Here is a 12,606-nt window from a genome sequence, read left to right on the forward strand (position 1 = left end):
TTTTATTTAATTCTAGTTTTTTTATTTCTTTGTTTTTATACTTTTCTAATATTTCATTTAGTGTTTTTACTATTTCTTTTAATTCATTTAGAACTATTTCCTTTTCTTGTTCATTTTCTTTGTATTTTAAAAATATTTCTTAGATTTAAAATTATAGCTAGTAAAAGAACTTTATAATTTATAAATCCAAATCCTACTTGAATTAAATTTATCAAAACTTTAGATACTACAAAGACCATATCAACAAAAACTATAACAATATACATTGAGATAATTTCAGTAAAGAAATACTGTATATTCTTTGAGCCTTCTTGGATTTTCAATCTCTTTTTATTTTTTGAAAGCCTCATTATAATAAAAATACTAAATAAACTAATTACCTCGTATGAATTAAATCCATTCTCTAAAGTTATAGACCTATTTAATCCTAAATATGTTTGGCTAAAAATACTTATTATCAATATTAAGCACATAATATAAAAGCTTTTTTTCTTTAAAATTGTTAATATTTCTTCTTTAAGTAACTGTACTGTAGTGCTTTTCTTTAAATTATCCATATAAGACACTTCCTTGTTCTCTTTTACATTGTAATTTTAATAAGCACTATTTGTTGGCACAATTGCTATGTCTTTATTGCTATTTGCTACAAATTGATTTGTATTTATGTTTAATGCAAATTTTAAATCATCTACTGGTGTTATTTCTGCTGCTACTTTATTTATATCGTATTCTGGTCCTGTTAATCCAAATTTTTCTTTCATTACTTCTGGTGTTACTGTTTTATCTATAATTACTTTTAGTTTACCCTCTATTTCACTTTTATTTTTTTGCTCACTTGGAAATTGATTAATTAAAGCAGTTGCTGCTTGATCCACCATATACTCTTTTATTCCCTCAAATGAAACAAGTTTCTTCATATGTGCTTCTCTTATTTTCCATGCCTCTGCTGCTTCTTTTTCTTTTTGTGCTAATTGCTTCTGTGTTAGCATTTTAGGCTTATTATCACTTGTACTTTGATTTGTTATAGTGCTTTCAGCCCCTCCATTTGCTTGTGATACTTTTTGAGTTGTATTTTGTGCTTGTTTATCTTTCTCACTATTAACTTTTTCTTTTGACGCTGCCTCTATTGCTGTATTTTTCATTTCTGTTTGCTGTTTAGCTTTTTCCTTATCATTTTGGACATTCTTATAAACTACTACGCCCCCAATAACAACTACAACTGCCACTATTATTACTATTATTCCAATTTTCTTCTTTTGCATTTTTCTTCTCCCCTAATTTGATTAAAAATTTAAAAATCCCTATGTTAAATTTTAACATAGGGATTTTTAAATTCTTTAATTCTATTCATTGTTATTATTTTTTTAACATTTCTATCCTTATTTTAGTTTTAATGCCATTAATGCTGCTCCCATACAAGGTTATATTTCTGTTTTTTTATTGTACATTCTATATTGCTTTCTTTTAAATATTTTTCTAAATTTTCTCTCACCTCTTTTTAAAATATAGCTTGTTCTGTTTCTTTATTAAATATATGGATTTTATCTAAGTTAAGCTCAAATCTAATTTCTCCATTTACACATGTATAATTTGTATTTGTTTCTTTTATTATTATTTTTTGATTATCAAACGTTCCATGAATATATATTTCCGAACCTAGATTTTCTGAAACTTCTAATGTTGCTTTTAAGGCTCCTTTATTGTTGCATTTCATATGCTCTGGTCTAATTCCAAGTGTTACTTCTTTTCCTACTAATGCTTTCAATTTTTCTTCTTTTTCTTTACTTACTTCTATATCATTTTTCATTAATTTTATTTTTATTTTTTCTTCTTCTTTTACTATAACTCCATCAACAAAATTCATTTGAGGACTTCCTATAAATCCTGCTACAAATATATTTTTAGGATTATTATATATTTCCTTTGGCGTATCTACTTGTTGTACTATTCCATCTTTCATTACTACTATTCTTGTTCCAAGGGTCATTGCTTCTGTTTGATCATGTGTTACATAAATAAATGTTGTTTCTAATTTCTTTGATAATTTAGCTATTTCTGTTCTCATTTGAACTCTTAGTTTTGCATCAAGATTAGATAAAGGTTCATCCATTAAAAATACTTTTGGATGCCTAACTATTGCTCTACCCATAGCTACTCTTTGTCTTTGTCCTCCTGATAAGGCTTTTGGCTTTCTATCTAGTAATTTATCTAAATCTAATATTTTAGCTGCTTCTTTTACTTTATTATCTATCTCATCTTTACTTATTTTCCTTAATTTAAGACCAAATGCCATATTGTCATAAACACTCATATGTGGATATAGTGCATAATTTTGAAATACCATAGCTATATCTCTATCTTTAGGTGCTATATCATTTACTTTTCTATTATCTATGCATAAATCTCCACCTGATATTTCCTCAAGTCCTGCAATCATTCTAAGTGTTGTCGATTTTCCACACCCTGATGGTCCTACAAATACTATAAATTCCTTATCCTCTATCTCTAAATTAAAATCTTTTACTGCCTCAAATCCATTATCATAAACCTTTTTAATTCCCTTTAATGATAAACTTGCCATATTATTTCCCTCTCTCCCTTTTTTTATTTATCCCTTCTAAATGAAAAGTTATCAATAGACAAAATTTATCTACTCTTAACTATTCACTTAATAAAAATAAGAGACTGAAAACAGCCTCTTATTTAATTTTAATTATTTTATTATTGCTTCTCTTAATTTATCACTTGCTTCAGTTAATGCTTTTTGCCAATCTTCAACTGATTTATCACCTGTCATAATTGAATCAATTGTTCCCATATAAACATCAGTGAAGTTTACACCTTCAACTGGTTTTGTTGCTACAAACGTTCCCATAACTGGCTTTGCACCTCTGTCAAATATACCTAGTAATTCAACTTGTAATTCAGTTAATCCACTTTTAGCAAGGTCAATAGAACCTTTAACAGGTACAACAGCTTTTGCTTTTTCACCTATAATTTTAACTGCTTCATCGCTGTACATATATGCCATGAAGTCTTCTGCAAGTTCTTTGTTTTTAGCTTCTTTTGGAATATACATTTGCTCTAAGAAGTTATATGAGTATGAATCCCCACCTTTTTCAAATGACGGATATGCTGTGAATCCCCATTCAAATCCTTTAGCTCTTGGTGCATCTTCCATTTCACCTGGTAACCAACTTCCATTTGGTATAAATAATGCTTTATTGTCTAAAACTAATTGTTGATTATTTTTAAATCCTTGTGGATTTGCATTTGCAACTACTGTTGGCTCTAAATAACTTTTCATTTTCCCAACTATATCTAAAGCTTGTTTAGCTTCTTTTGAGTTCCAAAAATCTTTTTCATATGCCATTGCTTTATTAAATCCTTCAATACCACCTGAACCTGCTAATAATGATGCCATAACTCCATCAAAATATCCTGATGTTGGATATGCAAATAATGAAATTCCATCTTTCTTAGCTTTATCTCCTAATGCAAACATTTCATCCCAAGTTTCTGGAACTTTATATCCCTTTTCTTCAAATAATTTTTTATTAAAGAATAATCCAGTTGGACTGTAGAAAAGTGGTGCTAAATAAGTTTTTCCATCTGAATATGGATTTGTTGCTGATGTATCTAAGAATCCTGGTAAGATTTTATCTTTAACTTTTACATTTTCTCCAGGTACTGTTTTATCTAAAACCCCTGATAAATCATGAACTGCTTCTTCTTTTATAAATGTTTCTGTTAAGGCATCTTTTCTATTTGTTGCTAAGTATACTAAATCTGGTACATTTCCAGCTTGAATTTGTGGTCTTATAACTTCTTCTAAGTTTTCTTCAACTGTAAGTTCTACTGTTACGCCTTCATTATTTTTTTCAAAATTTGCTTTAAGTTCTTCCCAATATTCTTTTCCATAACCACCTTTAAATGCAGCAATTTTTAAAACTTTTTCTTCTTTTGCTCCTGAATCACCTGATCCTCCTGCATCTCCACCACATGAGATTAATGATAACCCCATTATCATTGCTCCTAATAATCCTACAATCCTTCTTTTTTTCATAAATTCCCCTCCACAATAATTTTTCGCCTTATTTCCTTACCTTTATATTAAATCTTTGTAAACGATTTTTATATAAGTAACTTGTCCTTTTATATCACTATCTTGCTATGTGTATTGTTTATTATAGATATATAATTCACCTACTATTATTGCTATTCCTAAAAACATCATAGAAAGACCTTTATACCCTAATATTCCTCCGCCCTTTATTACTAATATTATTGCAATAAAGAAAAGAGCCAATTTCACTAAATTTTTCAACATCTTATCACCTCAATTAAATTTCTTTCCACTTAATTTCAGTTCCACTCATTTTTATAAGTTCCTTATTTCCATCTCCATCATATACATAAGTTTCTTGCGATTCACTTGAGTTGTTTATTATTGCATATTTATTTTCTTCTAAATAAACTGAAATCTCACAATTTAAATTATCACAGTACCACTTTTTCATTTTTTCTTCCTTATGACTTGCATAATAAAGACTTCTATATAAAATTCTTGCATTTTCTATTGAATAAGGTAATCCTCCTATATATACTCCTCTTCCTTTTCCAAAATCATTTGAACTAAGCACTAAATCTCCATTTTTATTACATATAATTTCTGTAGACTCCTTAGTTGCATATACATTTTTCATTCCCTCACCAAAATCTATTTGATTATTTACATCTTCAGTTATAAAATGTTTTGATACTTCATCTTTAAAATATTTATCTGTACTTAAAGAAAAACCAAGCTCCTTATCTACGCCTAATATATCTGCTAATTGAAAAAATCTACCTCCATGTAATGTAGCTGATGGCTCTCCAACCCCTATAAAACCTCCTCCTTCATAAACCCATTTACGAACTTTAGATAAAATATCAGAATCTTTCCAGTTTGCGCCACCACTAAAAGCAGTTCCTGCATCTCCAATATTTAAAATTACATCTATGTCTTCATCTATTCCCTTTTCTTTAATATCCTCAAAACTTATAAAATCTACATCTACACTCATTCCACTTAAAGCTTCTAAAACACCTGCATAAGTATAAATTTGCTTATACCATAATGCATGTGCAACCATATGTGTTTGCCAGCTTCTAAGTTTTCCCCATGAATTTAAGATAGCAACTTTTAACCCACAGTAAGGCTTTGTATTATTTATATTTTTATAGATAGTTCTAAATTCATCACATACTTGCCCTACATACTCTACAAAGTTTGGAAACTTATATGCAAGTGAAAGATATCCTCCATAACCTATTCTATCTACTGGTTTTCGCATTATTGCTCTTCTTGCAGTTATCCAATTTTCTCTCGCCTCAACAGTTGGATCATTTCCTTCATAAAAAGTATCTGGGAAAAAGTATGGAAGAAATCTTCCTTCAGTATACTTAACTCCTGGTATTTCAGAAATCATTCTAAGAGTTGTTCCATTTCCAACAGAACCAACTACAGAATCTAAACCTATACCTTCAAAATATTTTCCATAAGGTTCTGTTCCAATCCAGTTATCTCCTAAAAACATCATTGCTTCTCTATTATCCTCATGAACTATATCCACAAGTTTTTTCACATTTTCAGCTACAAACTTTTGCTGAAAATCTATAAAATCTAAATAAGCTTTACTTGGTACTCTAAAAGTACTGTTATAATATCCTTTATCTACAATATCTTCTGCTCTTAGTCTGTATCCTTTTTCTTTTTCAAATGCATCTAAAGCTTCTGCACTTACACTTGAACTATATCCAAACCAATCTACAAACTTTTCTTTAGCCTTATCATTAAATACTAATGTGAAATGATAAAAGAAAGTTGTAAATCTAACTACATCAGTATCTGGATGCTCCTTAAGCCAGTTATGCATAGCTTTTAATACATATTCATTAGTCTCTTTCCCTCTTACATCAAAAGGAATATCATGAGGTTTATCACCCCAGTTATTTGTTATATGGTTATACATTTGAGTCGGGTCCCATATACAGTATGCTAAAAATGATACGGTATATTCATGCCATGGAATTGTGTTTTTTATTGTAACTCTTTTTGTATTATTATTATATTCCCACAATTCACTTTTTATAACCTGTTCTGTTGTTCTATCTATAACTTCCCAATATTTTTTTACATCATGAATATGGTCTGGAGTTACCTGCTCTTCAAAGTACCCATCCATTATATTAATCTCTAAAACCTCTTCTGTTGCTAGAACATGTTTTGTCATAAGATAAGTTTGTTGAATCTCTTCTCTATTTTTATTTGCCCACTCATTATCTCCTCTTGCTACAAAATAAGTTGAATATATTTTCTCTGCTATCCCCTTAATTTCTTTAGGTAATTTAAATCCATCACAATCTCTTATTGCATCTGCTCCCCATGCCTCTACAATCTCTATAGTTTCTTTTATAAAATTATCATCAGTTGGTATTGTAACTCTTCCTTTATTTCTCATAAATTTCTCTCCTCACTTATTTTTATTCCTTTATTCCTCCAACACTCATTCCTTCTGTAAGTTTCTTTTGAACTAGCATATAAAGAATTATTGTTGGAACCATTACTATAACAAGCCCTGCATACATTGCTCCATAATCTGTTGCTGTTTTTTGTACCTGCATTAAGTTTACAAGTCCAAGTGGTAATGTTTTTGAGCCATTTGGAAGAAGGGTTAGTGCAATAATGTATTCATTCCAAAATGCTAAAAAGTTAAATAATATTACTGTAATTATGCTTGGCTTTGCCATTGGTATTATTACATGTGTTAATGTTTTTAAATAAGATGCTCCATCCATATATGCAGCCTCTTCATAAGCTTTTGAAATTGATTTTAAGTAAGTTGTTAAAAGATATATTGTAAAAGGTAGTGCTGTTGCTGCATAAATTATGCTTACAACAATTCTACTATCTAAAAATACTGAGATACTTGTTGCAATTTTAAAAATTTCTCTTACTGCCTTTTCACCATCTAAAACCAATAAAAATATTGGAACAACAATATAGTTAACATTTATAAATAATCCTAATGAAAATAATCCATTTAAAAATTTATTTGATTTAAACTCAAACCTTGCAAGTACATAAGCTGCTGGTACTGCAACTACTAGAAGAATCACTAATGAAAGTCCTGTTATTATTAGTGAATTTATAAAATACTCTCCCATATGAGCTTCAGTAAATGCTTTTACAAAGTTCTCAAAATATAACCCTTCTGGAAGTGCCCATGGATTCCCATAAAACTCTGACTTATGCTTAAAAGCTGACATTATAGCCCATCCAATAGGAATTAATATACTAAGTGCAAAGATAGTTAAACAAAAATATATAAAAAATTTATATAGTTTTTCTGCTGATATTTCTTTTAATTTCTTCATATTTTCTACTCCTTTTAGAATTCTATAACATCACGTTTAGTTGCTCTATTTATTACAAATGACAATATAAATGAGAAAATAAATATTGTTACTCCAATTGCCATTCCATATCCATAAGATGAATTTGTATAAGCTTGTCCATACATATAGCTTAATAAAACTTCAGATGAACCATCAGGTCCTCCGCCAGTCATAACTTTTACAAATAAAAAACTTAAATTCATGGTACTTATAATGAAAAATGTGAGTGTTGTTCTTACCACATTCCAAACAAGTGGTAATGTTATTTTAAAAAACTGAGTTATTTTAGATGCTCCCTCTAAATCTGCTGCCTCATAAAGACTTTCAGGAATACTACACATACTAGCCATGTACATAACCATGTAATATCCAATAGCTTGCCATATCATTGCTATTGCAATACACCAAATAACTACCTTTTGATCACCAAGCCACATTCTCTTCAGAGAATCAAGCCCAAGAAATCCTAAAGTTTCATTTATTATTCCCCTTTGTGGATCTAGTATTGCTGCAAATATAGCTGAGATTACAACTACTGATAAAATATTTGGAAGATAAAATACTATTCTAAAGAAATTTTTAAATCTTATATTTTCTCTTGAAAGTATTGCTGCTGCTAAAATAGCTAAAATCATAGTGATAATAGTAACAACTACTAATAGAAGTAGTGTATTTTGAAATGATTTTAAGAATCTTTCATCCTTAATTAATATCTTAAAGTTATCTAATCCAACAAATTGTTTATTATTTGATAATCCACCCCATTTAAACAGAGACATCCAGAAAACATTAATAGTTGGAATGACCATAAACAAAATAAATAAGATAACTGCTGGTAATACAGATGCCCAAACAAAAAATTTTTTTGACATAATCTTGTCTTTCACTAACTTCACCCCTTTTATATAAAACTCAATTTGTTATTATTATACATATATGTAATCTTTTACACAATATGAAAGTTGCGGTTTTTAATAACAATATTGCTATTAAATTTAGCAATATATTTTCTATTTTCTGCTATAATTGTATTAAACAAGAAAATATTGCTATTAAGGGGGGATTTTTTTGAGCAATAAAAGATATGCACTTAAAGAAAATACAATTACAAATATGAATTATGAATTACTATATATATCTAGATCTAAATGTGATAGTGATTGGCACAGCACTTCTCACTTTCATCCTTTTACTGAAATATTTTATATAACAGAGGGTATGGGAAGCTTCCAACTAGATGATGAATGGATTAATGTATCTTCTGGGGATTTAATTTTTATAAATCCAAACTGTCTTCATACTGAAAAATCAACTATTTCTAATAATCCTCTTGAATATATTGTTTTAGGAATAGATAATATCTCTTTAAAAGATTTAAGTTCTAATAATAAAGCATTTGATTCTTTCAAAGAAAATAAATCCTATAATATTTTTCAATATAAAAACGATGAGCATATTATAAATCTTTTAAATGCTCTCATTTCTGAATTAGATGAAAAAAAACCTTATCATGAAATTTCTTGTAAAAGTTTACTTACACTTTTAATGGTCTATATTTTAAGAAGTAGCAAAAATGATTTGAAAATCACAAAAGACTCTAAGCTTTTGAACTTAGAGTGTATGAAAATTAAAAATTATATAGATTCAAATTATCCACAAAATATCACACTAGATTTTCTAGCTGAACTTTCTTACTTAAACAAGTTTCATCTTGTCCACACCTTTACAAAACAAATTGGAACTTCACCTATAAACTATTTAATAAATAAAAGAATTGAAGAAGCTAAAAATCTTTTAGTAACTACAAATCTTTCAATTAGAGATATTTCAAGTGTTGTAGGTTTCTCTAATTCCTCATACTTTAGCTGTACCTTTAAAAAAATTGTAGGTACATCACCAAAACAGTATAAAACTTCTGCACTTATGAGCATTTAAAAGGGAACTCCAAATCTTGGAGTTCCCTTAAACTTTTGTATATTCTTTAATTATCATTTCCTACTTTATTAGCAGCTATTACAAATGGTGTCCAAATTAATACTGCTAATAAAATCAATCCTGCTGAAAGAATTCCTGCCTTAATATCCCCTCCTGTTGTTATAACAGCTGATATTACTGGTGGCATTATCCATCCTGCATCTATATAAATCCTGTCTGCAAACTGCACAACTTCTGTAAAGAAATATGCAATTCCTATACAAATACCAGGTGTAATTACAAATGGTATAAAGTACATTGGATTTAAAACAAGTGGTAATCCAAAGATTACTGGCTCATTAATATTAAATAAACCCGGTGCTATTGCAAGTTTTGCAAGTTCTCTTGATTCTTGTCTTTTTGAGAAGATAAATATAGCTATTAATAAAGCTAATGTTCCTCCTGAACCTCCTGGCATTCCATAAACATCAATAAAGTTTCTTGTTAATGTAAATGAAGCTTCTCCACCAGCTTGAACAGCCTCTAAGTTAGCCATTAAAGGTGGCTTATACATAGTGTTTAATGCTGGTTCTATCATATTTAATCCATGTAATCCAAAGAACCACAAGAATTGAGAAAGTGTTGCTAATGCTATATAAGTTATTGGTGATTGTCCAAGTGCCATTAAAGGTTCTTGAATAGCTTTTTCTATTAATACCTTTAATTCTGTTCCAACTCCTGCATAAGTTATTGCATAAACCATACCTGCAAATCCTACAACTACAACAGCTGGTACAACTGCAGCAAATGCCTTAGATACAGCTGGTGGTACTTGTTCTGGCATCTTAATTGTGAAGCCTTTTTTAGTAAACCATATAAATATCTGTGAACCAATTATAGCAACTAACATTCCTGTAAACATAGCAGTTGAGTTAAAATTACTATAATGAATCATACCCCATGACATACCTTTAATTGCTTCAGTTGCTCCCTCTGGAGTTACAGCAACTTCAGCCACATCTGGCATTATTGTAAAGAATGCTGCTAAACATACTAAAGCAGTAGCTAAGGGATCAACATCATAAGCTCTACCAAGAGAATATGCTATTGTTATAACTAAGAAAATAGTAGTTAAAGCTATAGTTCCCCACCACATATTTGCTGTAAAAGGCACCATATATTTCGTTAAAAATGGTTGAATTGATTCAGCATAAAATTCCATTGTATTAAGTTTTTCACCTAATATAGATGTGTCTTGAAATAAAACATTTTTTAGTAGTGACCCTACAGCCCCAGCCATAGAGATAGCTAATGTTGCAATAAATCCATCCCTAATTGCACATAATTGTTTTTGACGACCTAACCTTTCCGCTACTGGCATTAGAAACTTCTCCAGTCCCGATGCTAACTTGTCCATAATTTTCATTCATAATCCCCCTTTTTTATGTTACTTCTAACAGAGAGACTCTAAAAGAAAATATCTTTTCTTCTGTATAATTATATAATTTCTTCTTTACTTGTTTAGTCTTTTCAATTAATAAAAACGTTAACATTGTTTTTTCTATAATAGCTTTAATAATTTTTTTGATTTTCATTTATCCTCCTCGTGTTAAATGCTACAACTTTATAATAATTATTCACTGTGAAATTCATATGAAATAAAAAAGTTTTTTTGAAAGAATTTTTTATTTCTAAACTACTTTTTGTGATAAAATTAGACTTGATTACTTAGAAAGAAGGTGACCTTTATGAGTCTATACGATACACAATATCTTAATCTAGTAGAAAATATATTAGAAAATGGATATTACGATCAAAATAGAACTGGTGTTGCAACATATAAACTGCCACATCAAATAATGCAATTTAATTTAGAAAAAGAATTTCCTATTCTAACAACTAAATTTGTTGCATTTAAAACAGCTGTAAAAGAACTACTTTGGATATATAAAGACCAATCAAACAGCGTAAAAAAACTACAAGAACAAAACGTTAAGATTTGGAATGAATGGATGATGGAAGATGGAACAATTGGAACATCTTACGGTTGGATAGTAAAGAAATTCAACCAACTAGACGAGCTTATCCACGCATTAAAAACAAATCCTCAAGATAGAAGAATGATGATAAACCTTTGGCAAATTCCATATCTTGAAACAGGTGCCCTGCACCCTTGTTGCTTCCTTACAATGTGGGACGTAACCGATGGAAAACTAAACTGCATGTTAGTACAGCGTTAACTTGAGCGCCCTCATAAAGTAATTTATGTTGAAAACCCTGTTAAAAAGGGAAGTTCCTACTGAATTTGGGCATACTAAATTCAAAGGATAATCCTTTGCTAAATTTATATTAAGAATTGCAGGTGTTTACTATGAACAATATAAACTTAATAGGTGTTTATTTTATTAAAAACACTATTAGTAAATCATACTATGTAGGTCATTCTAAAAATATATATAACAGATTTAAAGCACATAAATCTTATCTTAGAAGAAATATTCATCACTGCATTCCTCTTCAACGTTCTTGGAATAAATATGGTGAATCAGCTTTTGAATTTTCTATCTATAAAATTTGCTCATCTGAAAGTGAAAGCATCTCTATCGAGCAATCTTTTATAGACCAAGATATTAATTTATTTAATACTTCTAAGATAGCAGCTGCTGGTGGTGATTTATTATCAAATCATCCAAATAAAGAAGAAATAATCAATCGAATTAAAAATACCACTATTGCGAATATGACTAAACTTTCAATTGATGATAAAAAAAGAAAATTCGGACACCCAGGGATAAAAAACCCTATGTTTGGAAAAAACCATAGCAATTTTACTAAATTAAAAATTTCTTTGAAAAATAAAGGAAATATACCAGTAAATAAAGGAAAAAAACTAGAGGATTTAGTTGGATTAGAGCATACTAATGAAATAAAATCTAAATTATCATCACTTGCTAAAGATAGAACTGGCCCTAAAAATGCTTTTTATGGAAAAAAGCATACCTCATATTCTAAAAATTTAATTCGTCAAAAAAAACTCGGAACCAAGCCTACTAATATGAGAAAAGTTAATATTGATTCTGATATTTTTGAAAGTGTAACTGAAGCTGCAAGAAAATTAAATGTTTCACCAGCAACTATAATTTATCGCATTCGTTCCACTTCTAAATTATATGAACATTATAGCTACTTAATATAATAAATGCCAAACGACTATCGAAAACATATCTAGTGTATTTAAAAGGACATTAGCAT

12 protein-coding genes and 1 pseudogene are annotated in these 12,606 nt (G+C 29.2%); 3 read left to right on the plus strand and 10 right to left on the minus strand.

All coding sequences use genetic code 11. The annotated features are described in order from the left end of the window. Window positions 1–110: 110 nt before the first annotated feature. From ACRDDY_RS01810 to ACRDDY_RS01845, 8 genes are all read right to left on the minus strand, one after another. Window positions 111–557: a hypothetical protein gene (locus tag ACRDDY_RS01810; RefSeq protein ID WP_438563262.1), complete on the minus strand. Its 447-nt coding sequence runs from the start codon at window positions 555–557 to the stop codon at window positions 111–113. 36 nt (window positions 558–593) lie between these two features. Continuing rightward, a complete protein-coding gene (locus ACRDDY_RS01815) occupies window positions 594–1,262 on the minus strand; it encodes a hypothetical protein (RefSeq protein WP_438563263.1) in 669 nt (222 codons plus the stop codon). Between the two features lie 236 nt (window positions 1,263–1,498). Further along, a complete protein-coding gene (locus ACRDDY_RS01820) occupies window positions 1,499–2,581 on the minus strand; it encodes an ABC transporter ATP-binding protein (RefSeq protein WP_438563264.1) in 1,083 nt (360 codons plus the stop codon). A gap of 132 nt (window positions 2,582–2,713) precedes the next feature. Next, window positions 2,714–4,066: a carbohydrate ABC transporter substrate-binding protein gene (locus ACRDDY_RS01825; RefSeq protein ID WP_438563265.1), complete on the minus strand. Its 1,353-nt coding sequence runs from the start codon at window positions 4,064–4,066 to the stop codon at window positions 2,714–2,716. Window positions 4,067–4,171: 105 nt separating this feature from the next. Beyond that, window positions 4,172–4,330 (minus strand): DUF6903 family protein, encoded by a 159-nt coding sequence (locus ACRDDY_RS01830; protein WP_438563266.1) that lies wholly within the window; start codon window positions 4,328–4,330, stop codon window positions 4,172–4,174. Between the two features lie 13 nt (window positions 4,331–4,343). Beyond that, window positions 4,344–6,503, minus strand: a complete 2,160-nt coding sequence (gene gnpA, locus ACRDDY_RS01835; RefSeq protein ID WP_438563267.1) for a 1,3-beta-galactosyl-N-acetylhexosamine phosphorylase — start codon at window positions 6,501–6,503, stop codon at window positions 4,344–4,346. A 22-nt stretch (window positions 6,504–6,525) separates the two neighbouring features. Further along, window positions 6,526–7,419, minus strand: a complete 894-nt coding sequence (locus ACRDDY_RS01840) for a carbohydrate ABC transporter permease (protein ID WP_438563268.1) — start codon at window positions 7,417–7,419, stop codon at window positions 6,526–6,528. 14 nt (window positions 7,420–7,433) lie between these two features. Then, window positions 7,434–8,312, minus strand: coding sequence for a carbohydrate ABC transporter permease (locus ACRDDY_RS01845; protein ID WP_438563273.1), 879 nt, complete (start codon window positions 8,310–8,312; stop codon window positions 7,434–7,436). A 196-nt stretch (window positions 8,313–8,508) separates the two neighbouring features. On the opposite strand from ACRDDY_RS01845, the gene ACRDDY_RS01850 reads away from it, so the two are divergent. After that, window positions 8,509–9,375, plus strand: a complete 867-nt coding sequence (locus ACRDDY_RS01850; protein ID WP_438563269.1) for an AraC family transcriptional regulator — start codon at window positions 8,509–8,511, stop codon at window positions 9,373–9,375. 46 nt (window positions 9,376–9,421) lie between these two features. Here the strand turns inward: ACRDDY_RS01850 and ACRDDY_RS01855 are convergent, their stop codons facing one another. Beyond that, window positions 9,422–10,780, minus strand: a complete 1,359-nt coding sequence (locus tag ACRDDY_RS01855; RefSeq protein WP_438563270.1) for a PTS sugar transporter subunit IIC — start codon at window positions 10,778–10,780, stop codon at window positions 9,422–9,424. A 16-nt stretch (window positions 10,781–10,796) separates the two neighbouring features. Beyond that, on the minus strand, window positions 10,797–10,949 hold the full coding sequence (locus ACRDDY_RS01860) for a hypothetical protein (protein ID WP_438563271.1): 153 nt from the start codon (window positions 10,947–10,949) through the stop codon (window positions 10,797–10,799). A gap of 153 nt (window positions 10,950–11,102) precedes the next feature. Between ACRDDY_RS01860 and ACRDDY_RS01865 the strand changes: the two are divergent. Further along, a pseudogene (locus tag ACRDDY_RS01865) lies at window positions 11,103–11,591 on the plus strand (thymidylate synthase); the annotation flags it as partial. Between the two features lie 134 nt (window positions 11,592–11,725). Next, the gene (locus ACRDDY_RS01870) at window positions 11,726–12,550 is read left to right on the plus strand and encodes a GIY-YIG nuclease family protein (RefSeq protein ID WP_438563272.1); all 825 of its coding nucleotides are present in this window, start codon (window positions 11,726–11,728) and stop codon (window positions 12,548–12,550) included. Window positions 12,551–12,606 lie beyond the last annotated feature (56 nt).

It is taken from the genome of Clostridium sp., from assembly GCF_051656525.1.
GTDB lineage: Bacteria > Bacillota > Clostridia > Clostridiales > Clostridiaceae > Clostridium.